This window comes from Luteibacter mycovicinus (assembly GCF_000745235.1).
Classification (GTDB): Bacteria; Pseudomonadota; Gammaproteobacteria; order Xanthomonadales; family Rhodanobacteraceae; genus Luteibacter; species Luteibacter mycovicinus.
On the sequence record NZ_JQNL01000001.1, the window covers coordinates 777,244 to 801,397 of the forward strand.

Below are 24,154 nucleotides of genomic sequence, written 5' to 3' on the forward strand. Positions count from 1 at the left end.
CCGAGGCGACCTCCGGCGGTATGTGCCGGAGGTCATGGAACGCCTTACTTTGCGGGAACGCCGAGTTCACGCAGCAGGGCGTGCGACGGATAGACCTTGTCCATCAGCCAGCGCATGTAGCGCATGTCCACATGGATGGCCCGCTTGTAGCGGGGGTCGTACATCCAGCTGGCGCTGACGGCCTCCCAGTTGCTGTCGAAGTTGAGGCCGACGAGTTCGCCCCTGGCGTTAAGCACCGGCGAGCCCGAGTTACCGCCGGTCGTATCCAGGTTGCTGAGGAAGTCGACCGGCATCGCGCCGGTCTTCGCATCGGTGTAGCCCGCGAAGTCGCCCTTGTGGATCGCATCGATCAGCGGTACGGGCGCGTCGAACGGGAACGCCCCCGTGTTCTTCTCGACGATGCCCTGCACCGTGGTCAGCGGCGCGTAGCTGACCGCGTCGCGTGCGGCCAGTGGCGTGACCTTGCCGTAGCTGACACGCAGCGTCGAGTTCGCGTCGGGATAGACCGCCTTACCCTGCTTTTCGCGGTAAGCGATCAGCGCCTGCATGTAAGCCGGGCGCAGGCGAAGGAGATCGCCTTCCCGCGCCTTCTTTTCTTCCTCGATGCGCAGCAGCGCAGGCCGAAGCGTGCGGGCGGCGACCAGCAGGGCGTCGTTGCTTTTCGCAACGTCGGCAGGCGCGGCGGCGAACAGACGCGTGCGTTCCGCCTCGTCGGCGAACGTCGTCGCGCCGTAGATGCCGTCGAGCGCCCTGGTCAGCTCGGCCGGTGTACGACCGAACACCTTGTCGACTTCCGGCAGACGCTGCGCGTCCGGCAACTGCTGGTAGCGCGTGAGCACCGAGGTCACCAGCGCTTTCTCCACGCGCGGGTCGTAGCGGCGCTGAATCTGTTTCAGCTGACTCTGGATCAGTTCCTCGTCACGTTTCTGGTAGCCGGATTCGCGCTCGGCGTCGGCCTTCAGGCGTTCCACCGACAGACGATCGATCGACAGTGCGCCGCGCATCAGCTGGGTCTGCGACGTCAGGAGGCCCACGAGCAGGTCGCGGTCGCGCACGTCCTTGCCCTGCGCGATCAGTGCCATGGCCTGATCGATCGACGGTTTGAGCGCAGCGGCGTCGGACTGGGTCGCCAGCCACGCCAGCATTGCCGCCTCGTCCTCACGGCGAACCGCCACGGCGTCGCTGCGCTTCAGACCTTCCAGCTCACCGCTGAACCGTTTGATGTTGTTTTTGAGCGACTGCAGCTGCGAGGCGTAGCGGATGCCGGCTTCCTTGTCCGCCTTGCCCTGGGCCTCGATCACATCCTGCAAGCCCTTGAGCACGGCGACCGACGTCGGCAGGCGCCACTCGATCTGGTCGGCGAACTCCGCCGCCGTGCGATGACGGTAGGTGGTGCCCGGGTAACCGGCCAACATGACGAAGTCGCCCTCGGCCACGCCTTCCGTCGCCAGCTTCAGATGCGACGGCGGGTGATAGGGCACGTTGTCCGGCGAGAAGTCGGCCGGCTTGCCGTCCTTGCCGACATAGGCGCGAAGGATGGTGAAGTCACCCGCGTGGCGCGGCCAGACGAAGTTGTCGATCTCGTCGCCGTAGTTACCGATCGCCCGGGGCGGTGCATACACCAGACGGATGTCGCGCAGTTCCAGCTGACGCACCAGGTAGAAGTCGCGACCGTAGAACATGTTGGCGACACTGCACCGGATGCCGGGCTCCTTCTCGCACTCCGCGACCAGTGCCTTGCTCGCCGCATCGACGGCATCGTAGTAAGCCCTTCCCGTCTTGCCTCTCGCGTCCGCCAGGATGCGGTCGGTGACCTTGTCGAAACCTACGGTCACGCGCAGGCGGTAATCCGGGTTGGCCGGCAGCTCGCCAGCGCGGTCCGGCGCCACGAAGCCCTCGTTGATGAGATCGCGGTCCGGCCGGGTGTTGTACTGGATGACACCGAAGGCAACGTGGTGATTGGTCACGACGAGACCATCGGATGACACGAACGAGCCCGTGCCACCGCCAATGCGGACGACCGCATTCAGGGGGGCTTTCGTCAGGTCGGCCAGATCCTTCGGATCGCCCCGGAAGCCGGCATCCTTGAGATTCTTCGCAATCGAAGGCAGCTGCGACGGCAGCCACATGCCTTCGTCGGCCTTCGCATCCAGCGCCAGCGCCATGGCGGCTCCCAGCATCATCGATCGGATTCGCATTTTCGTTGCCCCTGTCGGTCTTGCAAAGCGGTCCCGACCATAGAGGCCCCGGGCCCTCGCTGGCAATGCCGCGCCGCATCACGAACGGGGGATGGACGGGCCTATAATGGCGGTTTGGGTCCAGCCCCGGACCTTCCCCGCACGGAACCTTTGAGCCCATGCAGCAGACGATGAAAGCGCTCGTGAAGCGCAAGCCCGAGCAAGGCATCTGGATGGAAGAAGTGCCGGTGCCGCAGGTCGGCCCGAACGAAGTCCTGATCAAGATCGAAAAGACAGCCATCTGCGGAACGGACCTGCACATCTACAAGTGGGACGAGTGGTCCCAGCGCACCATCACGCCTGGCCTCACCATCGGCCACGAGTTCGTCGGTCGCATCGCCGAGATCGGCCCGGGCGTCACCGGCTACAACATCGGCGATCGCGTCTCGGCCGAAGGCCACATCGTCTGCGGCCATTGCCGCAACTGTCGCGCCGGCCGTCAGCACCTGTGCCCGAACACCACGGGCATCGGCGTGAACCGCAACGGTGCCTTCGCCGAATACATGACCATGCCGGCGTCCAACCTGTGGCCGATCCCGGACCAGATTCCGTCCGAGCTGGCCGCTTTCTTCGACCCGTATGGCAACGCCGCGCACTGCGCACTCGAGTTCGACCTGATCGGTGAAGATGTCCTGATCACCGGCGCCGGTCCGATCGGCATCATCGCCGCAGGCATCGCCAAGCACGTCGGTGCGCGCAACGTGGTCGTCACCGATGTCAACGACTACCGCCTGAAGCTCGCCGCCGACATGGGCGCCACGCGCGTGGTCAACGTGTCCAAGCAGTCGCTCAAGGACACCGTGAAGGACCTGCACATCGAAGGCTTCGACGTAGGTCTGGAGATGAGCGGCAACCCCCGCGCCTTCGGCGACATGCTCGACTGCATGTACCACGGCGGCAAGATCGCCATGCTCGGCATCATGCCGCGTGGCGCCGGGATCGACTGGGACAAGGTCATCTTCAAGGGGCTCACCCTGCAGGGCATCTACGGCCGGAAGATGTACGAGACCTGGTACAAGATGACCCAGATGGTGCTCACGGGCTTCCCGTTGCAGAAGGTGCTGACGCATCAGATCGCGATCGACGATTTCCAGAAGGGCTTCGACCTGATGGGCGCCGGTCACTGCGGCAAGGTGGTCTGCTCATGGACGTGACCTACCCCGGCCAGACCCGTTTCGCCAGCGAGCTCGACGCCATCCGCGAACAGGGTCTGTTCAAGAAGGAGCGCATCATCGTCTCGCCGCAGTCGGCCGAGATCGAACTGGAAGGTGGCCGCAAGGTCCTCAATTTCTGTGCGAACAACTACCTCGGCCTCGCCGATCACCCCGACGTGATCCAGGCGGCCAAGGACGCGCTCGACACGCACGGCTTCGGCATGGCCAGTGTGCGCTTCATCTGCGGCACGCAGGATCTGCACAAGGAGCTGGAGGCGAAGATCGCCACGTTCTTCGGCAAGGAGGACACGATCCTGTATGCCGCCTGCTTCGACGCCAACGGCGGTCTGTTCGAGCCGCTGCTGGGCGAGGAAGACGCGGTCATTTCCGACTCGCTTAACCACGCCTCGATCATCGATGGCATCCGCCTGTGCAAGGCAAAGCGTTTCCGCTACGCCAACTGTGACATGGCCGATCTCGAAGCCCAGCTGCAGGCCGCCGATGCGGCGGGCGCACGCACCAAGCTGATCACCACCGACGGCGCGTTTTCGATGGACGGCTTCGTCGCCCCGCTGGCCGAGATCACCGCGCTGGCGAAGAAGTACGACGCGCTGGTCCACATCGACGAGTGCCACTGCACCGGCTTCCTGGGCGATACCGGCCGCGGCTCGGCCGAACTGCACGGCGTGCTCGACAAGATCGACATCATCACCGGCACGCTGGGCAAGGCACTCGGTGGCGCCCTGGGCGGTTTCACCACCGGCCGCCGTGAAGTCATCGAACTGCTGCGCCAGCGCTCGCGCCCGTACCTGTTCTCCAACTCGTTGCCACCGCACGTCGTCGCCGCCGGTACCAAGGTCTTCGACATGCTGGATGCCGCCGGCGACCTGCGCGAGAAGGTGAAGGAAAACACCCGCTATTTCCGCGAGAAGATGACCGACGCCGGTTTCGACATCCGTCCGGGTCAGCATCCGATCGTGCCGGTGATGATTTACGACGCGAAGCAGGCGCAGGCCATGGCTACCGAGTTGCTGGAGGAAGGCATCTACGTCACGGGCTTCTTCTTCCCCGTCGTACCGCAGGGCAAAGCACGTATCCGCACTCAGATGAGTGCGGCGCATACACGGGAACACCTGGATCACGCGATTGCGGCGTTCACCCGGGTGGGAAAGAAGCTGGGCGTGTTGAAGGGCTGAGGGTCTTCCTCACACCGGTGAGAGCCAGCCCGCTAACGACGGGCACTGGCCTCACCTGGCCTCACCGCCTCCGCAGGCTGGACACCTCAGCCTCACTCAAATGCCGCCACTGCCCCTTGGCCAGTTCGCCAAGGGGCAAGTCACCGATCGCCACCCGCACCAGTCGCTGCACCTCGAACCCCAGCGCCGCCATCAACCGGCGGATATGCCGGTTGCGTCCCTCGTCGAGCGTGACCTCGAGCCAGGCCGTCTTCTCGCCCTGCCGCAACAACGCCGCCGCACCCGCACGCAGCGGCTCGCCTTCATCGATGACGCCGCCGAGCATCGCCGCGATGGTCGACGCGTCCGGTTGTCCCGCCACCTGCACGTGATAGGTCTTCGGCACGTGCGTCGCCGGCTCGGTGATACCAGCCGCCCAGACGGTGTCGTTCGACAGAAGCAGCAAGCCTTCGCTCGCTTTGTCGAGCCGACCCACCGGCCCGACCCAGGGCAACCCGGCACCTTCGAGCAGCCCATAGACCGTATCCCGCCCGCGATCGTCGGACGCGGAGACCACCACGCCTCGGGGCTTGTTCATGACGAGATACACGGGCGCGGCGGCGACCGCCCCCGCACCATCCAGCTCGATCCGCTCGCTCCCCGTGATCCGGAATTCGGGATCGCGCACGATCTTTCCATCCACTTTGACCCGCCCCTCGCGCGCGGCCTTTTCCGCCTGGCTACGCGAGCAGACACCGCGTTTGGACAACACGCGCGCGACCCCGAAGGTGGGCTGAGATGGCCGTCTGGCGCGCAGCGGCGTCGGCGTTCTGACAGGAGGGCGAGGCATATGTCTAGGATAGTGGAAGCGGTTCTTCTGGCGGGAGGATGTCCTTGGGGGGCTCGGCTTGCGCCATCGCACCTTGGCTTTGTCGCGGCGTGTCGTGGCGCGTTGAAGAGCCGGCGGGTGCCACCCTCGCGTCCACGCCTGCGGCGACCCCTCAGGGAAGGGCCGCTCCGCGGCCGTATTTCAATGGCCTTCGGCCGGGTCGGGCTCCGACTGGGGGTTTTCGAGTCGGCTGTCCCTGCCTCCCCGAAAACGGCCGGTCATCCCTGACCGGCCCCCTGCGGGCCTCTTCCAGTCGGAGCCCTCGCCTGCGGCTACCGGACGCGAGGGTGGCACCCGCCGGCTCTTTGGGGGACTGAGGCAGCGTGGGGTCGAGCCGCGGCTCGCTTCGTGGCTGGGACCGCTCGCCTACCTGTTTCGGATGGCCTCGTTCGCCTTAGCCGGGGTGAGGGTTCGCGAACAGGGTTCGCTCCTACCGCACGGCGACCGCAATGGTGGGATACATGGCGGCCTGTAGGAGCGCGCCCTGCGCGCGAAAAGCCAACGAAGCGAAGAAGCCGCGCCCCGCTCGACCACCACCCCACCTCAGTGCACGGAAGAGACGGCGGGGGTGACCCTCGAGGCCGGTAGCCGCAGGCGAGGGCTTCGACTGGACAAGGCCGCGCAGGCGGGGCCGGTCAGGGATGACCGGCCGTTTTCGGGGAGGCAGGGACAGCCGACTCGAAAACCCCCAGGCGAAGCCCGACCCGGCCGAAGGCCATTGATACACGGCCGCGGTAGCGGCCTTTCCCTGAGGGGTCGCCGAAGGCGTGGCCTCGAGGGTCACCCCCGCCGGCTCTCGAACGCACACGACACGCCGCGACAAGGCGAAAGCGACGGCGAAGCCGAGCCCGACACCTCCCCAAAAAACGCAAAAAAAACGGCATGCCGGAGCATGCCGTTTCGGAAAATACGTTGAAGGGTTCCCGTCAGATCTTCGCGATACCTTCGGGGCGCTTGGCGCCGGCGAAGTGCTTGGACCAGTAAGCCTCGTTGAGGTTATCCACGCGCACCGTCTTGCCTGCCGACGGAGAATGGATGAACTGGCCGTTGTCGATATAGATGCCGACGTGCGAGATGGCCTTGCCGCGGGTGCGGAAGAAGACCAGGTCACCCGTCTTCATCTCGTTGCGCTTGACCTTCAGGCCGGCGAGGAACTGGCTGGCCGAGTTGGTCGGGAGGTCGAGGCCGATGCTGTGCGAGAAGACGTAGCGGACAAAACCGCTGCAGTCGAAGCCGGTGGACGGGGCGCGGCCACCGCGGTGGTAACGGATATCGCGGAGCTTCATGGCGAAGGCCAGGAGGGCCTCGCGGGCATGACCGTCGACGTGACCGGCCAGCTTGTCGGTGGCGGCGGCGACGAGGCTGTCGTCGTCATCGTCACCCAGTGTGTCGTCGTCGCTGGCGGCCGGAGCGGCAACCTTGGCGGCGGCAACCGGCGCCTTGGGGGCAACCAGGGAAGCGACGTCAGGGATGGCCGACTGGGCCAGGGCATTCGCTGGGGCGAAGACCGGAAGATCAGTGAGAAGAAGCGTCGCGGACTGGTCAAGACCCTGTGGAGCGGTGACCGTGTCGGCGATAACGGGTGTGACAACAGCGAAACAGCAGGAGGCTAACGCGAGAGCGGTCAGTCGCTTTAAATGCATGAGCGAGAAGGCCTATTCATCGTGAAGTTAAGCCGCCGTGAAGGTGAGACGACCGTGAACGAGTGGTGAAGTTACCAAACCCCCTCGCCCTAGTTGTTGGCATAAAGTTAAAAAACGCCTGTCCTAGGAAACATTCATACAAGTCGCAGGAAAGCGCGGAAAACAGGCCAGAAACCTGAACCGATATAAGCACTTGGATTCACATATGTGATGGCCCGGACGGCCCCTCGCGGGCGGCGGGGAGCCGAAAACGTGCATCCGGTCACGTCAGGCGTTGTACGCCCTGGCGCCAAACAAGGCGCTGCCTACCCTCACCTCGGTGCTGCCCTCGGCGATGGCCAGGGCGAAGTCACCGCTCATGCCCATCGACAGGCGATCGACCGTGTAGCCGGCCTCGCGGGCGGTGTTACGACATTGATACAGGGTCCGGAAGCAGCCGCGGACGATGGCCTCGTCTTCGGATGCCTCAGCCAGCGTCATCAACCCACGCACCCGCAGCGACGAGAACGCACGGAGCTGATCGAGGAACGCGGGAAGCATGTCCGGGGCGAGCCCGAACTTGCTGTCCTCGCGGGAGGTCTTGACCTGGATGAGGACATCGATCGCCCTGCCTTCGGCCTGCAGCGCCTTGTCCAGCGCGACGGCCAGGTCCAGGCGGTCCAGCGACTGGACCTCGGACGCGAGCCGGGCAACGGGCCTGGCCTTGTTCGTCTGCAGGTGCCCGATGACCACCCAGTCCAGCGCCTCGGCCGCCAGATCGGCGGCCTTGGCCTGAATCTCCTGCACCTTGTTCTCGCCGAAACGCCGCAGGCCGAGGCCGACGGCCTCACGGACCACGTCACTGCCGAAGGTCTTGCTGACCGGTAACAACGTCACTTCGGAGGGATCGCGCCCCTCGCTGACGCAGGCCGCGGCGATCCGACCCCGAACGATCGCGAGGCGACCGGCGAGCGTATCGGCACCTGCGGTCGTACCGGCACCAGCGGTCATGCCTTCGACGCTTCCTGGAAGTGCCGGGCGACGACGTCGGCCACCACCATGCTCACGCGCTTGCCCGTCGGGATGTGCAGGAACTCGTTCGGGCCGTGCGCGTTGGAATGCGGCCCCAGCACGCCGGTGATGAGGAACTGGGCCTGCGGGAATTTCTCGCCCAGCATGCCCATGAAAGGAATGCTGCCGCCCTCACCCATGTAGGCGGCCGGGGCACCGAAGTAGTGCTCGGATGCCTTCGCGACGGCCTCTTCCAGCCACGGCGACAGCGCTGGCGCGTTCCAGCCGCTACCGTCCTTCTCGAGCGCGAAGCTGACTTTCGCGCCGTACGGAGGATCCTTCTCAAGCAGCTCCTTGAGGAACTTGCCGGCTTCGGCACCCGACAGTGTCGGCGGTACGCGCAGGCTGAGCTTGACCGCGGTCTTCGGGCGCAGCACGTTGCCGGCGCTGTCCAGCGGCGGCATGCCGCCCACACCGGTCACGGCCAGCTGCGGACGCCAGGTGCGGTTGAGCACGAGCTCGGTCAGATCGCTGGTGGTGGGCTTCATGCCTTCGACAAACGGGAACTTGTCGTAAATGTCCGTGCCCAGCACGTCGGCCGAGCGACGCGCCTGCTCGATGCGCTGCGCGGGAATCTCGACGTACAGTTCCTTCGGCACGATCTCGCCGGTCTGCGGGTTCTCCAGACGGCTCAGGATGTCGCGCAAAATACGGAAGCTGGAAGGCACGACGCCCGACGCGTCGCCGGAATGCACACCCTCTTCGAGCACCTGCACGGTGAGGTTGCCGCCGGTCATGCCGCGAAGCGACGTGGTCAGCCAGAGCTGGTCGTAGTTGCCGCAACCGGAGTCGAGGCAGACCACGAGGGCAGGGTTGCCGATGCGGTCGGCCAGGTGGTCCACGTAGTAAGGCAGATCGTAGCTGCCCGACTCTTCGCAGGCCTCGATCATGATCACGCAGCGCGCGTGCGGCACGCCCTGCTCGCGCAGCGCCAGCAGCGCCGCCAGCGAGCCGAAGATCGCGTAGCCGTCATCCGCGCCGCCACGACCGTAAAGCTTGTCGCCCTTGATCACCGGCGTCCACGGACCGAGATCCTCGGCCCAGCCCGTCATCTCCGGCTGCTTGTCGAGGTGGCCGTAGAGCACGACGGTCTCGTCCGTGCCCTTGCCGGTCACGCCCTGCGCGGGCACGTCGATGTAGATCAGCGGCGTACGGCCCTCGAGGCGGACCACCTCGAGCGTGGCACCCTCGAACGCCGGCAACTTGGAGCGCGCCCACGTTTCCATCAGCGTCACGGCCTGATCCATGTACCCGTGCTCGCGCCACTGCGCATCGAACATGGGCGACTTGTTCGGAATACGGATGTACTCGACCAGCTGCGGGACGATTTCCGCGTCCCAGAGGCCGCTGACGAAGGAAGAAATGCGCGAGGTATCCATGGCGGGCACGACTCTGTGGGACAAAGGACGATTGTAACAGCGCCGACAGGGGTGACCTTCACACCGTGGTCCGGCTCCGTCGCGCCGTGATGCGCGCGACGCACGCTGACAACGCCGCCGCGCCGGTACGCGACGCCGGCTGCGCAGCGCAGAGTGCCCGGGCGTCATCCGACGCGCTTACCAAGGAGGTTTCACCGTGAACTACCGTCTGTTCGCCCTCGCCGGCCTTCTCACCTGTCTGCCCGCCTTCGCCTCCACCCCCGTCAACGTGAACACGGCCGACGCCCCGACCCTCGCGCAGTCACTCGATGGCGTCGGCCTCGCCAAGGCTCAGGCGATCGTGGCGTGGCGGGAAGCCAATGGCAGCTTCGAATCCGCCGACCAGCTCGTCGAGGTCAAGGGCATCGGCCAGTCCCTCGTCGACCGCAACCGGGACGCCATCCAGGTGGACGGAGGTGCCAAAATCGCAAAGAGCGCCAAGCCGCCCCGCGCCGCCAAAGCGAAGGCCAGGGCGAAGGCGGCCGACGCGGACGAGTGACCCCTCCCCCTTTCGCCGCCGGCGGAACGCGCTACACTCGCGCCCCATGCCGGCGGCGCTTCTGCCCTGCCGACGTGACCAGGGGCCAGACGAAAGCAATGATCCTGCCGCGTTACCGCATCGCCGCTTCCGCCATCCCCGGCGCAGGCAAAGGTCTGTTCGTCGATGAATTCGTCGCCGCGGGCCGTATCGTCACCGCGCCTGACGCGATCGACCAGACGCACCGCTGGGACGACATCATGGCGTCCCCCGCCCTGTCCGCCGACCTTCACGCCGCCGCGCGCTGGTTCGAGGACCGCTACACGGTGTCGCCTGACTGGCCGGACGAGTGCTACGTGAATCACAGCTTCGAGCCCACCGGCCTCTGGCACCTGGGCTTCATCTTTGCGGCGAAGGATCTCGCGCAAGGCACTGAAATCACTGTCGATTACCGACACCTTCTCGCGCCGGGCCAGGAAGAGAGCTTTAATGACGCGGCAAGTGGTGAGAAAATAATCGGCTTGCCCTGGCAGGAAAGCCTCGCGCAGTCCACGCGCGCCCTGGCAGCTCTGCTCGGCTGAACCCTTGGTCACCTCGATGTCACTATCCGATATCCCCGTTCTGGAAACGCCGCGCCTGCGGCTCACCGCTCTTACCGAACATCACTTCGACGACTACGCGAGGATGCTCGCGGACGCGGAGAGCACGCGCTGGATCGGTGACGGCCAGCCGCTCGACCGCATGAATGCCTGGCGATCCATGGCCATGCTGCTTGGCCACTGGGCGTTACGTGGCTGCGGCATGTGGGCCATGGAACTGAAGGACACCGGTGAATTCATCGGCCGTGCCGGCCTCATGAAACCGGAAGGCTGGCCCGACCTCGAGCTGGGCTGGATGCTGAAGCCCGAACATCGCCACCACGGTTATGCCACCGAAGCCGGTGAGGCCATCCTCGCCTTCGCCTGGAAGGAGATGCACGCGCAGCGTGTGATCAGCCTCGTGCGCATCGGCAACGAAGCCTCCGACCACGTCGCCGAGCGCCTGGGCGGCGAGCACATCGACAACATCGACTTCCTTGGCGGGGCGACGCATCTGTTCGCCTATTACCCGCCGCACCGCGAAGTCCGCCGGGCGGGCTGACTCACAGGGCTTACATCGCCGGCGCGAAATCCGAACGGCGCCGGCGCTGCTGTGTCGCGCCGCTGAGACCGGCGAGCGCCAGCAGCCGTGCGGTGCGCATCCATGCCACGATCGCCACGCCAAGCTGCACGATCAGAAACGCGGCGAACCATTCGCCGCCGACCGCGACCGAATGACCGCGCCAGGATGCGATCAACACGGTCAGACCCAGGCCGACCGCCGTAATGACGACATAGGCGAACAGGCTGGCGACGGGTCGACGCACCACCTGCACCACGCCGCGTCCGAACGCACGCCATGCCGAGCGCAAGGTGATGTCCGCGATGAACTGTGCACGCGCCGACTCCACGATCGCCTGGGCGACGACGAAGCACAGTGCGATCACTACGAGCGACCCATGCTGGTACATGTCGGCGGTCGACGGCAGCAAGGCGGCGTCGACCTTATCGTCGACGAGGGACGAAACACCTTTCGCGGCAAGGACGACGAGGCCGTAGGGAATCAGCGAGAGCGGGAGCAGGCGCAGCATGCGTCCGTACTCGGTCGCGCCGCCTTGCAACAGCCCGCCAAAGCTCAGGGCGCGATTCGCCCGGCCGCCGGCAACGGCCATGCCGGAAAGAAACGGCGAGATGGCAAGCGTCAGCACCGCCCCCGCGACGAAGGCCGAACCGATCCACGGGCTGGCTTGCAACGCGGACGACACATCGCCCAGGAAAAGACCGTTGAAGTGACGCGCCCATTCCTCCGCGTGCACGGAGTGACCCAAAAGGCCGTCGAGCACGCGCCAGAGCGGCAACGCCACGACGAGGGTCGGCAGTAACGTGATGAACACCCACAGCAGCATCAGCCGCCATTGCAGGCCTCCGACCATGCCGAGACCCAGAGCCGAAGCAGCCGAACGTTTGGTGCGCGCGTTCATAGCGTCCCCAGGAAAGCGTAGATACCCTGGATCAGCGCAGCGAAGTCGGCGCCCCAGCGGTTGGAAGCGGAGTGATTCGACTCGACGGTGCGACTGTCGTTGAGCTTGTTCGCATCGAGATAAATCTTCTGCGCCGGATCGAGTTCGGCGGAAACGCCCTTCGCGGGCTTCGTGAAGGCGAAGCGGGCCCAGCGTCGCTGATCGTCCCAGCGCACGTTTTCCGTTGAGCCGTCGGCGAAGCTCACCTTCAGTGTCTGCGGTACCGACGAACCATCACGCCAGACCGTGACCACGGTCTTCCACGGAAACGGCCCCGTACCTTTCTTCGCATCCGGATGCGCCTTATTCCAGGCCTCACGTTGCTTGTCGATCGCCGCCTCGTTCTCCTCGCTGCTCTTCTCGACCCGCCTGCCGTCCTTCATGACGGTACCGGCCAGCGGCAGCACTTCGTCACTGGTTATGTCGCTGACACGGTCGTCGATACGATCGGTGCCGAAGACGTATTGGTTGAACACCTGCGCGACGACGTCAGGCTTGCCGGACGATTCGGAAAGCGAGGCCTGAAGGTCGGCAATGGACGGATGACGGAAGTGCCACCGGGCGTAGTAGTCCTTGAAGGCCTTTTCCATCACTTCCTTGCCGAGACGCTCCTCCAGATCGTGCATCGCCGTCGCGGTACGCGTATAGACCGTCACGTAATCGCCGCTCGACAGGCGATCCCATGCGTTTTGTCCGAGCGGGTCGGATGGACGGGAAAGCGTGGCGAACATGCGTTCGAGCATGAAGACAGGCATCGCCGGTTGCACGCCAAAGAACTGCCAGACCGGCTGCGTGAGATACAAGGGCTGGCCACGCTCGCGCAGCATGCGCTCGTCCCAGTACTCGTTGAGGCCCTCGTCCAGCATGGGCTCTTCAAACTCGTTCGAGGCCAGCAGTCCGTAGAAATAACCATGACCGAACTCGTGGATCGTGACGAAGTCGAGCATGTACTCGTCCATCGTCTTCGGCTTGACGCTGTCGTATGCCTCGGCCGTGAAGAACGTCGGGTACTCCATCCCGCCGGCTTCGGACGCGTTGAACGGCGGCACGACCGCGGTCACCGTCTTATACGGGTACGGACCCAGCGTGTCGGAAAAGTAGCTCAGCGAATCGAGCGTCGCCTTAAGCACCGGTTTCGCGCTGGCCGCGTATTCGGGCGGATAGATCACCCGCACCCTGACCTTCGGGCTGCCGGGCCCGTTCCAGTCACTGTCCAGTGTCTTGTAGCCGGGGGCGGCCATCCACGCAAAATCGTGTACGTCGCCCTGGATGAAATGCCAGGTCAGCTCATTTCCTTCCGGAACCGGCTCACCCTGCTGCTCACCGACCGCGCCGACGACGTAGCCTTTCGGCACGGTCATGCGCACGTCGTACTCGGCGAAGTCGGCATAGAACTCGCTGCTGAAGTGGAACTCGTGCACGTTCCACCGCGGCTCGGTCGCACCGCGCTCACCCGGAAGCTCGAGCACGCCGATCTTCGGGAACCACTGGGCGACCAGATGGAACTGGCCCACGTAGCCCGTGCGCTCGATCACGCGCGGTAGCTGGCTGTGAAAATTCATATCCAGGGTCACGTTGCCGCCGGCCGGCACGGGCTGCGCCAGATCCACGCGAATCACGGTGTGATCCGTCGCAGGGCCGCCGTCGGGATGGACGTAACTCCACTTCAGGGCGGCGCCGTCCTGCTCGACGTTACCAAGGTCGATGTAGCCCCATTCGCCCTTCTTCACCTCGGCGGTGCCGCGTGCGCCACCGGCGGCGGCGAGCAGCGCGCGCTCGGTGAAAAAGGTGCTGCCCTCGCCTTCGAACGCGTTGAGATACATGTGCAGGAAGACCGCCGACACGGGACGGTCGCTGCGGTTATGCCAGGTCAGCTGCTGCTGGCCGTCCACGGCGTGCTTGTCGGGATCGAGCCGCGCCTGGATGCGATACGACACCACGCGATCCGAGAGGGTCGCTTCCTGACCGTTACGCGGGCCACCCCAGGCGTCGGGCGCACTGGGTGTGCGTACCGAGCCGGCATGCGGCGAGGCGAAGGGAATTTCGACAGGGACCGCAGGCGGCGCCACGGTGCTGGCCCCTGCCGGCGCGGGAAGAGCGGGCGCGGCCGCTTGCCCCCACACACTACCGACGCAAAGCAGCAACCCCGCGGCGACGAAACGAACCATCCTGCCTGCCTCTCGGCGCATCGAACCCCCTCCCCCTGTCATCCGGCGATGATTGCTGGCTCAGACTTCACGCCGATATAGGCCAGAGGTCACGCCCCGCCTGCCATGACTCATCCCACGAAGGATCGCTGGCGCATCCATTTCGTGACAATCCACTTCTCACCCTGGGTGACGGGCGCCCCGCCGTGCAGCGAAAGCACGTCCAGCGAGCCGTCGGCGTCGGTGTATTCGAAGTACAGCGCCTGCCCCTTGCGCGGCACGTAGCTGAAATCGATGCGGGGAAAGATGGTTTCGCCGCCGGCCTCGACATCGGCCAGGTACATGATCAGCGTGGAGACACGCTGACCGCCCTGGGCCAGATGGGGCTCGCTGCCTTTCTGGTCGGGCGGAAAGTAATCGAAGTGCGGTACGTACTCGCCGCCGACGCCATAGCGCATCACCTGCAGGCCTTCGCCGTGCTCATGGGGTAACCGCATGATCTCGGCGGCCCGCCGGTCGATGCGTAGTACGAGCGGGTTCTCGCCCCGCTGGAAAAACGCGCCTTCGCTCGTACGGATACCCATGACGGTATTGGCGCCCGACTCGGGCGACACCACGGCCGAGCGTGCCAGTCGTGATCTGGCCTGCTCGATCATGCCCTCGCACTCGGCGTCGTCGAGGACACCATCGAGAACGGCGATCGTCGGCCTGGCGATACGCAGAAGAACGCGGACGTCACGGTCGGAGGTCCGCAGTACATGCCCCTCCGCCAGGCGGGAGCCCGGGGTATGCCAGGCTGGCGCGGCGCGGGTCGCGGGCCCGCCGAACAGCGCATCGGCGATGGCCGTACGCGCGGCGGCCTCGTCGAAATCGTTTTCCCGCATCGTGGTGAGCAGCTCGGCCGGCGCCGACCCTGCCGCCAGCGCCTCACCGATCCACGTGTGCCATTCGGGGGTGATCCTGGTATGCCGTCGCGTATCCATATGCGCTAGCCTCGCTCCGGGGCATTGAACCGTACTAATTGACATCCTACACCGACACGGTGAGTCACTGAAACGCCCGGGGAGGCCGCATGACGCAGCACGCAGATGGCAGTTTCGAAGTAAAGATCGCTCCCGACGGGGCCGTTGACGCGGATGATGGTTCGGCACTCGGCCGGATGAGTCTGGAGAAGACGTTTTACGGAGGGATGGAGGGTACCTCCAAAGGAACCATGCTCACCGCCGGAAGTACGAGCGTGCAGGGTTCGGCTGCCTATGCGGCCGTGGAGCGATTCACGGGCTCGGTCAACGGGCGAGCCGGCAGCTTTGCGCTCGTCCACCGAGGGGTGATGTCCGCGGCCGGACAGGAACTGCTCATCACGATCGTCCCGGATACCGGCAGCCGCGAACTCACGGGCATCACCGGAACCTTTTCGATCACGATCGATAACGCGGGTGGGCACACCTACGACCTGGCGTATACGCTGCCTTAGGTGGCCAACAACCACGCCAGCTTCTTCGCCTTAGGCAGCCGCTTCACCGCCCACTCGGCCCGCGACGCCTCCGACCGGTCCGCGAATGGCCGTGAGCCCAGCAACCGTACCGGCGGATTGGCCCGCGTATAGCGCGCACCCTTCCCCGCCACATGAGCCGCATAGCGTGCGTCGAGGTCGTTGGTGATCCCCGCGTACCAGGCGCCGTTCCGACATTCGATGAGATAGACGCACCACATGGACGTAGCGTAACCCGCCGCCGCGTGACGGGCGACACGCAGGATCAGCCCGCCTTTGCTGGCGCCGTCAGTTTTTCGAGTGCCTTACCCACGGCGGCGAACGCGAACGCGCCGGTGACGTGCGTGGCCGCACCAAGCCCACCGCCGCAGTCGAGCTTGAGCGCGTCGCTACCGGGCGGGCGCACGCCACACACGCTGCCGTCCGCCTGCGGGTACTGGACGTTCTGCAACGAGTACACCGCCGAAACGCCGAAGAAGCGATCGGGGTTGCGGGGAAAACCGTGCTCCTGGCGAAGCTTTTTCCGGATCATGCTGAGCATGGCGTCGTGCTCGGTACGCGACAGGTCGCGCACGCGGACCTGCGTCGGATCGGTGCGACCGCCGGCCGCGCCTACAGTGACCAGCGGGACCTTTCGCCGACGGCACCAGACGATCGTCTCCAGCTTGACCTTGAGCGCGTCGCACGCGTCGATCACCACATCGTAGTTGCGGTCGAGCAGTTCATCGAGCGTGGACGGCGTAAGGAAGCGTTCCATGGCCTCGAGCCGGATGGTCGGACTGATCGCATGAGCCCGCTCGGCGATGACGCCGACCTTGGGTTTGCCGTACTGACCGTCGAGTGCGTGCAGCTGACGATTGGTATTGGACAGGCAGACGTCGTCGCCATCGATCAGGGTCAGGCGCCCCACACCGCTGCGCGCCAGGGCTTCCGCCGCCCACGAGCCGACGCCACCGACACCGATGACGCAGACATGCGCTTGGGCGAGGCGGTCCAGGCTGCCGCGCCCGTACAGGCGCTCGATACCGGCGAAGCGTTCCGCCTGTGCGGTGCTCACATGACTCTCGGAGGAAAGGACTGTGCTCATTGTCTCATATTGAAAGAATGGGGCCGTCCGCTATGCTGACGGCCGTGCCAAGCCATGGAACACCAATGCGTGCGCTGCTCTTCGTCATCCTCGGCCTCGCGGTCGGCGCGATGGGCGCGACTTTCGCGCTGTCCGCCCTGCGTCAGGGCACGCCGTTCCATGACGGCGTGATGGCCGTGATGCAGCACCACATGGGCGCGCTGCGAGCCAACGTGCGGGCGAAACAGTGCGATGCCAAGGTCTCGGCCGAGCGGCTAACGCGCCTGCGCCTGACGGCCGGCGACATTCGTGAGGCGTTCCCGGATATGGACGCGGGGTTCGCCAGAGCCGGCGCCACGCTGGATGCCGCACTGGATGCGGCCGTCGCGGCGGCGCCCGCCAGCTGCGACGCCCTTGCCGTCGCGCTGAAACCCGTAGGCGATGCCTGCCAGTCCTGCCATCAGCAGTACCGCTGACCCATGAACGACGCCGGCCCCTCTGTCGCCTCGCCTTCGGACAAGCCCACCGGTCCGCTCGGCTTCCTGCGCATGCGCTGGTGGCTGCTGGTGCGCGCCATGGCGCGCTTTGAAACGACCATGTTCCTGCGTACGCGCTACTCGCAGCCGAAGATGGTGGCGATCGGCGTCGTCGGCAGCTTCTGCCTGGCGGTGTATTACCCGGTCTGGGCCTACCTGTTCCCGCAGCCCTACGAGAACCTGCCCATGCGGCTGGTCTGTAGCGCGACCTTCATCCCGCTCGCCCTGCTGCCCTGGTGGCCGCGCCGCCTGCGGACGCATCTGCCGACATACTGGTATTTCGCGATGACGGTCGCGATGCCGTTTTTCGTCGGCTACATGACCTTACGCAACGCCACGCCCGCGTGGCTGATGACCCATCTTGCCTGCGTCATGCTGCTGATGATGCTGTTCGACCTGGTCAGCTTCCTGCTGGTGTTCTCGCTGGGCAGCCTGCTCGCGGGTCTGGTGTTCGTGCTTTCCCCGGAAGCCCACCTGCATACCCGGACGATGCTGGAGTACATCCCCTTGCTGATGTTCGGCATGGTCGGTGGCGCCACCTGCACGGTGTCGTCGAATATGGCCGAGCAGTCACGGATCGACGCCCTGACCGCGGCGTCCAACAACATCGCCCACGAACTGCGCACGCCTCTGGGGTCGCTGCGCATCGCCGCGCGCGCCGTCGCCCGCTTCATGCCCGATCTGATCCGCAGTCACCGGCTCGCCGAAAGCGAGGGCCTGGCCGTCCCCGAAATGCGCGCGCAGAACCTGCATGCCCTGGAGCGCAGCATCGGTGTGATGGAGCGCGAGGTCACCTACGCCAACACGATCATCGACATGCTGCTGCTCTCGGCGCGTCCGATCGGCGAGGTGCCGCTCTCCCTGCTCCAGGCCCGCGAGTGCGTGGAGCAGGCGCTACGCCGCTTTCCCTATGGCTCGCGCGCCGAACGAGACCGCATCACCCTGTCACCGACCGGCGACTTCTCGCTCATGGGCGAGGAAAGCCTGGTGGTCCACGTGCTGTTCAATCTTCTGCGCAATGCACTTTTTCATACAGATCGCGCGGGCAAGGGCGAGATCCGGGTCTTCATCGAGCCCGCCGACGGTGGCAACCGGATCCGGGTCCACGACACCGGTCCGGGCATCCCCGCGGATGTCCTGCCCCGCATTTTCAACCGGTTTTATTCCTATTCCAGCGACAGCGCCGGCACCGGCACCATCACCGGACTGGGAATAGGACTCGCTTTTTGCCGCGCGGCGATGGAGCATATGGGCGGTGGCATCGCATGCCGTACCGACCTGGGTGAATTCACCGAATTCACTCTGACCTTCCCGCATTCGAACACCGGGGGCCGGCAGTGACGACGTTGAACGCGCAGGGCGACATCCAGCCTTTCCATTTCCCGACCACCACGGTGCTGGTCGACGACCACGAGGAATACCTCGACGTCGTCCCGTTGTTGCTCGATCCCATGGTCCGGGTCCGCACCTTCAGTTCACCGCGCAGCGCGCTGGCCACGCTGGGCAACAACGGCAGCCGTCCGGTGCCGGGCGGCGGCTGGCTCTACCGCTGGAAGGACCGCCCCTCGGAGACTCAGGAGCTGGTGGCCCTCGATATCGATTCGATCCATCGGGTGGTCTACGACCCGGAGCGCTTCGCGGAGATTTCGGTGGTGGTGGTGGATCAGGCCATGCCCGAGATGGACGGCATCACGTTCTGCAAGCGCCTGCCGAATCCGCATATCGGCAAGATCCTGCTGACCGGCCGGGCCGATGACGCCACGGCGATCGATGCCTTCAATTCGGGCGTGATCGACCGCTTCATCCGCAAGAACGACCCGCTGGCCATCGAGAAGCTGCAGACCGCCATCTCCGAGCTGCAGCGCCGGTACTTCGACCGTGCCAGCGCTTTCGTCGCCGAAACGCTGGCCCTGGGCAACTTCCGCTTCCTGCGCGACCCCGCCTTCCGCGAGGTCCTGCAGAGCGTCACCGCCACGTTCCAGCCCGTGGAGTGCTACGTGCACTGCAATCCGACGGGCCTGTTACTGGTCGACGCCTGGGGGATCGGCCGGTTCCTGCTGGTTCAGACGGACGAGGACCTGCGCACCCACTATGAAATTGCGGCAGATCTGGGGGCCCCCGGCGCCGTCCTGGAGTCCCTGCGGAGCGGCGAAGCCCTGCCCTGGTTCAACTCCCGTGACGGCTTCTATCACAAAGGCGTGGAGCGGCCTGAAGAACACATGTATGCCGCCACCGCCGTTTCCGGCGAGCAGTGGTACTACTACGCCCTGATCGACGACGTTGAGCGCTTCCGGCTTCAGCACGTCAAGTCGTACCGCACCTGGCTCCGGGAGCAGGATCTGAGTCTGGCCGCCGACAGCCGACCACGATTCATCTAAACGGGTTACTTTCGCCCTTCCGGAAACGCCATCGCGCCCAGCACCCGGCGCGTGGCGTTGTGTTGCCCAAAACATGCGGTGCGCTCGCGGGTCTTCCGACCCGCCGACGCTTCTCTCCAGGTATTGCGTAAGGCCGCAGGGTCGTTCGCGACCCACCCCTGGCCTTTCTCGTTTTCGCGCCCGCCCGGGCGAGGTTGGCGCGCGCGTGCCGTTCGTGGTGAACGGCAACGTGTCCATCGCCCATGCCATCGAGAGAGAGATGTCCATGGAAAACGTTTCCGTTCTGCACCGTGTCGTTACCGCCCCTGCGCTGCCTGGCTTCGTTGCGACCCGCGTGGATCGATTCCACAACGAACGCGTGGCGATCGACTGGGGTGGCCGTCACATTTTGCGCGGGCGTCGCCCCGCCGGCGACGACCTGATGCTCCAGAGCAACGATTACCTCGCGATCGCGGGACATCCCGCCATCGTCGAAGCACAGCGTGAGGCACTGGCCGAAGGCGGCCTTGGCATGATGATGTCGGCGCTGTTTCAGCAGGACGCGGATCAGCCGCTGCATCGTGTGGAGGCCGAGCTGGCGCGCGCGGTAGGGAGTGAGGACGGCATCCTCGCGCAATCCGGTTTCGCCGCCAACGTCGGCCTCATCCAGTCCATCGCCGGCGATCGCATCCCCGTCTACGTCGACATGCTCGCGCACGCGTCGTTATGGGAAGGCATTCGCAGCGCCGGGGCCAGAGCGGTGTCCGTATTGCACAACGACGTGACGCATCTGGAGCGACAGGTACTGCGCAACGGCCCGGGCGTGATCGTCGTGGATGCGGTCTACAGCACCAACGGCAGCCTCGCTCCCCTCGAGGCCATCGCCAACCTGTCCCGGGAGCACGGCTGCGTCCTCGTCGTCGACGAGTCGCATTCGCTGGGTACGCACGGCGTGCGCGGGGAAGGACTGGTTGCCAGCCTGGGCCTCAACGACCGCGTGCATTTCATCACGGCGAGCCTGGCCAAGGCGTATTGCTCGCGCGCGGGGTTCATCGCGTGCACCACACGTTTCAAGGATTATTTCGGTTGCGAAGCTCTGCCCGCCATCTTCAGCTCGTCCTTGCTGCCACACGAACTCGCGGGCATGTCGGCGGCCCATCGGGTCATCCAGACCGAGGGCTGGAGGCGCCAGCGCCTGCGCCAGGTGACGCGCCGGGTACGCGCGGAACTGACGGAACTGGGCTATCCGATCGCGGATGGAACCGAGCAGATCATCGCCTTCGAAGCCGGCCAGGAGATCCTCACCGGCAAGGTACGTGACGTGATGGAACAGCACGGCGTCTTCGGTTCCGTGTTCAGCGCACCTGCCACCACGGTCAACCGCTCGTTGCTGCGCCTGACACTGAACGCGGGCATGAGCGACGACGACGTGGCACGACTGATCGACGTGTGCCGCGTCGCGCGTGACGCCATGGCGTTGCCGTCATGGAGCGCCATGCGTCGGGCGCGCCGCGACGGCGAGCGGGAATCGGCGGCCGCCGAAGTGGCGTGAGGGCTCCGGCTCAGTAGGACGGCAGCGGGATTCGCTCGCTTTCGTCCCCCGGTACGAGTGGGAAACGTCCTTCGGCCCACTCGACCTTTGCCGCTTCGATCAGCTCTTTCGAACTGGCGACGAAATTCCACCAGAGGTGGCGCTCCCCATCGAGTGGGGCGCCGCCGAACAACATGATCAACGACGGTTGCGTGGCCTCGAGCACCGGAGCTTCGCCTTCGTGGGCCACGGCCATGTCCAGCGCCCCCAGCGGAAGGTCGCCGAAGCGCGCGGCGCCTTCCACCACGTAGGCGCCCCACTCCGCGTGCTGCTCAGGCATCGTCACACGTGCGCCCGCTTCCAGCCGCGCCTCGACGAAAAACATGGGTGCGAACACGCGTACGGGCGACGACACACCGAAAGCCTCACCGGCGATGACGACCAGTCGCGCACCGTCGCGCTCCACCACGGGCAACGTGCTCGCCGGATGGTGGTGAAATTCGGGATCGATGCGTTCATGGGTCTTCGGCAACGCCACCCAGACCTGTATGCCGTGGAGATCGTGTCCGCTGTGACGTTCGTCCGGCGGGGTGCGTTCGGAATGCGCGATACCGCGCCCGGCCGTCATCCAGTTGACGTCACCGGGATGGATATCCACCGCGCTGCCGAGACTGTCGCGATGGCGGATCGCCCCCTGAAACAGCCAGGTCACCGTGGCGAGGCCGATGTGCGGATGCGGGCGGACATCCATGCCCTTGTCCTCACCGAAGGAGGCAGGTCCCATCTGATCGAAGAAGACGAAGGGGCCGACGTGTCGGGCCTTGAGATGCGGCAGCATGCGCCGTACGACGAATCCGTCGCCGAGGTCGCGCTGCTTGCCGTCGATGGGCGTGATGGTCATGGCGCACAGACTAGCGCGCGTGCACCCAATCCGCGATGCGTCCGGCGATTGCGCCGGGCGCTTTCATCCACGCGAAATGATCCGCGGGCGCCCCGTCGAGGTCGTCAGGCACGACGACCGAGACCTCGCGCGGTGCATCAGGCATCTTGTCCAGCAGGAATGCCAGCGAAGGCGCGGGCCCCAACCAGTCGTCCCGTAAACGCTGGGCCAGAACGGGTGCTTTCTGGTGGCGCAGTGCGGCCTCCAGGTCGACGTCCATGCCACGGGCGGCGTAACGCCCGGTACGACCGCTGCGCGACCAGTCCGCGATCACGCCACGGGCCTCGTTGCCACCGAAGCCGATCCGGCGACCGGGAAGCCGACCGGCCACAGCCGCGAGTAACGGAGCCGCCACGTAGGCGAGACCGACCCAGGGACTGAAGCGGCGCCAGTAAGGTGCCCCACTGGCGACCAGCACCAGACCGGAAACCGGCATCGCCGTCGTCGCCGCGAGCAAGGAGGCGAGTTGTCCGCCGAGACTGTGCCCTCCGATATACAGGGGGGCGTCTGGCGCGGCCTCACGAAGGCGGTGAAGGCTGACCGGGAGGTCGTCATGCAGGAGTTCGCGATAACCCCAGTTGAGTCGACGCGATGCGCGCCGGTCGCTGGAGCCGATGCCTCGCCATTCATGGATGGCGACGGCGATACCTTGCGCGCTCAGCGCGAGAGCAAGCGATTCATAGTGACGGGCGCCGACGCCCATGGCGGGCAGCCAGAGCAGCGTCGCGGCGATCTCGCCCGCCGGCAGGTAAAGCAGCAGATCCGACGATGCCCCGTCCGCCATGCGCAGTGGCGCTGCGCTGCGCACGATCGCATCGCGCGTGGGTTCCGTCATCGATTCAGCTTCCCCGAAACGCAAAAACCCTCCCGGCACAGGGCGCCGGGAGGGCTAAAGTCATGCAAAACGGGCGGCGCGAGCCAGCCCTGGGGCATTACTTCGGAACGACGTTGTCAGCCTGCGGACCTTTCTGGCCCTGGGTCACGGTGTATTCCACCTTCTGACCCTCGGCAAGCGACTTGAAGCCGTTGCCCTGGATGGAACGGAAATGCACGAACACGTCCGGACCACCCTCATCCTGAGTGATGAAGCCAAAGCCCTTGGCGTCGTTGAACCACTTCACAGTACCAGTTGCCATCACACACACCTCTATCCAACACACTAAAAACCCGGCTCGACGAGCCGGCGACTTACTGAGCTTGCAGGACCGGGTGAGGCGATGGAGCGTTAACTTCGCGCTTACATCGGGTCACTCGCGTGACCGCGCAGACACAGTAGGGTCGATCATAACCGTATTTTCCGGAAGTTCTGTAGGGGATCCCCTACATCAGCCGTTTTTTTGACACGGATCACGCGATTCGGACAGAAAAATCGGAAATGACGAGCAAAAAAAAGGCCGGGCGTCGCCGCCCGGCCTTTTCGAAGCTCGGTCAGTCCGAAGGCTTAGGCCTTCTGGACTTCCTCAGCCTGCAGGCCCTTCTGGCCGTTCACGACCTTGAAGGAGACCTTCTCGCCTTCGGCGAGCGACTTGAAGCCGTTGCCCTGGATGGCGCGGAAGTGCACGAACACGTCCGGGCCATTCTCGCGCGAGATGAAGCCAAAGCCCTTGGCGTCGTTGAACCACTTGACGGTGCCGATTTCACGATCCGACATAGAAACACTCCAATACGATTTTTTACGAATAAAACCAGCAACTTAAATAGTTGCCGCCTAACTGGTGTGCAAGGAAACGCGAGGAGCGAAGCGATGTTGCGGATACGTGATCAGCTGCATCGGGTCAAACTAACTCTATGACCCCGGCAAACACAGTCCGGCGACTATACAGGCCCGGAAACCAAATTGCGATGGCGCGATACGCCGCCTCGCCCCGTCGCCACTGACGCCGCGTTCACTCATTCCGCGCACATGCTTGCGCCCCGTCGCAACGTTCATGCGAATTGACCTA

At 65.3% G+C, this 24,154-nt stretch carries 24 protein-coding genes; 10 read left to right on the forward strand and 14 right to left on the reverse strand.

Annotated features, from left to right (window positions below; all coding sequences use genetic code 11):
* Window positions 1-44: 44 nt before the first annotated feature.
* On the reverse strand, window positions 45-2,198 hold the full coding sequence (locus tag FA85_RS03535) for a S46 family peptidase (RefSeq protein ID WP_036111878.1): 2,154 nt from the start codon (window positions 2,196-2,198) through the stop codon (window positions 45-47).
* 170 nt (window positions 2,199-2,368) lie between these two features.
* Between FA85_RS03535 and tdh the strand changes: the two genes are divergently transcribed.
* Window positions 2,369-3,391, forward strand: coding sequence for an L-threonine 3-dehydrogenase (gene tdh, locus FA85_RS03540; RefSeq protein WP_036117308.1), 1,023 nt, complete (start codon window positions 2,369-2,371; stop codon window positions 3,389-3,391).
* Window positions 3,382-4,587, forward strand: a complete 1,206-nt coding sequence (gene kbl / locus FA85_RS03545) for a glycine C-acetyltransferase (protein ID WP_197056482.1) — start codon at window positions 3,382-3,384, stop codon at window positions 4,585-4,587. The genes tdh and kbl overlap by 10 nt, the downstream gene beginning before the upstream one ends.
* A gap of 61 nt (window positions 4,588-4,648) precedes the next feature.
* Here kbl and FA85_RS03550 read toward each other — a convergent pair whose 3' ends face one another.
* From FA85_RS03550 to FA85_RS03565, 4 genes are all read right to left on the reverse strand, one after another.
* On the reverse strand, window positions 4,649-5,416 hold the full coding sequence (locus FA85_RS03550; protein WP_081907411.1) for a pseudouridine synthase: 768 nt from the start codon (window positions 5,414-5,416) through the stop codon (window positions 4,649-4,651).
* 965 nt (window positions 5,417-6,381) lie between these two features.
* On the reverse strand, window positions 6,382-7,098 hold the full coding sequence (locus FA85_RS03555) for a C40 family peptidase (RefSeq protein WP_036111872.1): 717 nt from the start codon (window positions 7,096-7,098) through the stop codon (window positions 6,382-6,384).
* Window positions 7,099-7,365: 267 nt separating this feature from the next.
* Window positions 7,366-8,088: a YggS family pyridoxal phosphate-dependent enzyme gene (locus FA85_RS03560; RefSeq protein ID WP_036111869.1), complete on the reverse strand. Its 723-nt coding sequence runs from the start codon at window positions 8,086-8,088 to the stop codon at window positions 7,366-7,368.
* Complete coding sequence (locus FA85_RS03565; RefSeq protein ID WP_036111867.1) at window positions 8,085-9,527, reverse strand: M20 family metallopeptidase; 1,443 nt, start codon at window positions 9,525-9,527, stop codon at window positions 8,085-8,087. The genes FA85_RS03560 and FA85_RS03565 overlap by 4 nt, the downstream gene beginning before the upstream one ends.
* A 196-nt stretch (window positions 9,528-9,723) precedes the next feature.
* Here FA85_RS03565 and FA85_RS03570 point away from each other — a divergent pair, with 196 nt between their 5' ends.
* The 3 genes from FA85_RS03570 (at window position 9,724) to FA85_RS03580 (ending at window position 11,184) form a co-directional block, all read left to right on the forward strand.
* Window positions 9,724-10,065 carry a ComEA family DNA-binding protein gene (locus FA85_RS03570; RefSeq protein ID WP_051943439.1) on the forward strand — a complete coding sequence of 114 codons (342 nt, stop codon included), beginning with the start codon at window positions 9,724-9,726 and terminating at the stop codon, window positions 10,063-10,065.
* Window positions 10,066-10,163: 98 nt separating this feature from the next.
* Window positions 10,164-10,625, forward strand: coding sequence for an SET domain-containing protein-lysine N-methyltransferase (locus FA85_RS03575; RefSeq protein WP_036111865.1), 462 nt, complete (start codon window positions 10,164-10,166; stop codon window positions 10,623-10,625).
* A gap of 16 nt (window positions 10,626-10,641) precedes the next feature.
* The gene (locus tag FA85_RS03580; protein ID WP_036111861.1) at window positions 10,642-11,184 is read left to right on the forward strand and encodes a GNAT family N-acetyltransferase; all 543 of its coding nucleotides are present in this window, start codon (window positions 10,642-10,644) and stop codon (window positions 11,182-11,184) included.
* A gap of 10 nt (window positions 11,185-11,194) precedes the next feature.
* Here the strand turns inward: FA85_RS03580 and FA85_RS03585 are convergent, their stop codons facing one another.
* The 3 genes from FA85_RS03585 to FA85_RS03595 all read right to left on the reverse strand — a co-directional run bounded on the left by FA85_RS03585 (window position 11,195) and on the right by FA85_RS03595 (window position 15,272).
* Window positions 11,195-12,103, reverse strand: a complete 909-nt coding sequence (locus FA85_RS03585) for a hypothetical protein (protein WP_036111859.1) — start codon at window positions 12,101-12,103, stop codon at window positions 11,195-11,197.
* Window positions 12,100-14,310 (reverse strand): M1 family metallopeptidase, encoded by a 2,211-nt coding sequence (locus FA85_RS03590; RefSeq protein WP_051943437.1) that lies wholly within the window; start codon window positions 14,308-14,310, stop codon window positions 12,100-12,102. The genes FA85_RS03585 and FA85_RS03590 overlap by 4 nt, the downstream gene beginning before the upstream one ends.
* Before the next feature lie 110 nt (window positions 14,311-14,420).
* Window positions 14,421-15,272: a 2OG-Fe(II) oxygenase gene (locus FA85_RS03595; RefSeq protein ID WP_036111856.1), complete on the reverse strand. Its 852-nt coding sequence runs from the start codon at window positions 15,270-15,272 to the stop codon at window positions 14,421-14,423.
* Between the two features lie 89 nt (window positions 15,273-15,361).
* Here FA85_RS03595 and FA85_RS03600 point away from each other — a divergent pair, with 89 nt between their 5' ends.
* Window positions 15,362-15,763, forward strand: coding sequence for a DUF3224 domain-containing protein (locus FA85_RS03600; RefSeq protein ID WP_036111855.1), 402 nt, complete (start codon window positions 15,362-15,364; stop codon window positions 15,761-15,763).
* Here the strand turns inward: FA85_RS03600 and FA85_RS03605 are convergent.
* Window positions 15,760-16,002 (reverse strand): GIY-YIG nuclease family protein, encoded by a 243-nt coding sequence (locus FA85_RS03605; RefSeq protein WP_036111852.1) that lies wholly within the window; start codon window positions 16,000-16,002, stop codon window positions 15,760-15,762. The genes FA85_RS03600 and FA85_RS03605 overlap by 4 nt on opposite strands.
* Before the next feature lie 44 nt (window positions 16,003-16,046).
* Window positions 16,047-16,838 (reverse strand): tRNA threonylcarbamoyladenosine dehydratase, encoded by a 792-nt coding sequence (locus FA85_RS03610; protein WP_036111848.1) that lies wholly within the window; start codon window positions 16,836-16,838, stop codon window positions 16,047-16,049.
* Between the two features lie 95 nt (window positions 16,839-16,933).
* Here FA85_RS03610 and FA85_RS03615 point away from each other — a divergent pair, with 95 nt between their 5' ends.
* From FA85_RS03615 to cqsA, 4 genes are all read left to right on the forward strand, one after another.
* The gene (locus FA85_RS03615) at window positions 16,934-17,323 is read left to right on the forward strand and encodes a cytochrome c (protein WP_036111846.1); all 390 of its coding nucleotides are present in this window, start codon (window positions 16,934-16,936) and stop codon (window positions 17,321-17,323) included.
* 3 nt (window positions 17,324-17,326) lie between these two features.
* Entirely contained in the window at window positions 17,327-18,724 is a 1,398-nt protein-coding gene (locus FA85_RS03620; protein WP_051943433.1) for a sensor histidine kinase, read from the forward strand.
* Window positions 18,721-19,761 (forward strand): response regulator, encoded by a 1,041-nt coding sequence (locus tag FA85_RS03625; protein WP_051943431.1) that lies wholly within the window; start codon window positions 18,721-18,723, stop codon window positions 19,759-19,761. Before FA85_RS03620 ends, FA85_RS03625 begins: the two co-directional genes overlap by 4 nt.
* A gap of 205 nt (window positions 19,762-19,966) precedes the next feature.
* The gene (cqsA, locus tag FA85_RS03630; RefSeq protein WP_197056483.1) at window positions 19,967-21,292 is read left to right on the forward strand and encodes an alpha-hydroxyketone-type quorum-sensing autoinducer synthase; all 1,326 of its coding nucleotides are present in this window, start codon (window positions 19,967-19,969) and stop codon (window positions 21,290-21,292) included.
* A 10-nt stretch (window positions 21,293-21,302) separates the two neighbouring features.
* Here cqsA and FA85_RS03635 read toward each other — a convergent pair whose 3' ends face one another.
* The 4 genes from FA85_RS03635 to FA85_RS03650 form a co-directional block, all read right to left on the reverse strand.
* A complete protein-coding gene (locus FA85_RS03635; protein ID WP_036111843.1) occupies window positions 21,303-22,172 on the reverse strand; it encodes a pirin family protein in 870 nt (289 codons plus the stop codon).
* 10 nt (window positions 22,173-22,182) lie between these two features.
* Window positions 22,183-23,046: an alpha/beta hydrolase family protein gene (locus FA85_RS03640; RefSeq protein WP_036111840.1), complete on the reverse strand. Its 864-nt coding sequence runs from the start codon at window positions 23,044-23,046 to the stop codon at window positions 22,183-22,185.
* A 97-nt stretch (window positions 23,047-23,143) separates the two neighbouring features.
* A complete protein-coding gene (gene cspE / locus FA85_RS03645) occupies window positions 23,144-23,347 on the reverse strand; it encodes a transcription antiterminator/RNA stability regulator CspE (RefSeq protein WP_036111837.1) in 204 nt (67 codons plus the stop codon).
* A gap of 305 nt (window positions 23,348-23,652) precedes the next feature.
* Window positions 23,653-23,862: a cold-shock protein gene (locus tag FA85_RS03650; protein WP_036111834.1), complete on the reverse strand. Its 210-nt coding sequence runs from the start codon at window positions 23,860-23,862 to the stop codon at window positions 23,653-23,655.
* Window positions 23,863-24,154 lie beyond the last annotated feature (292 nt).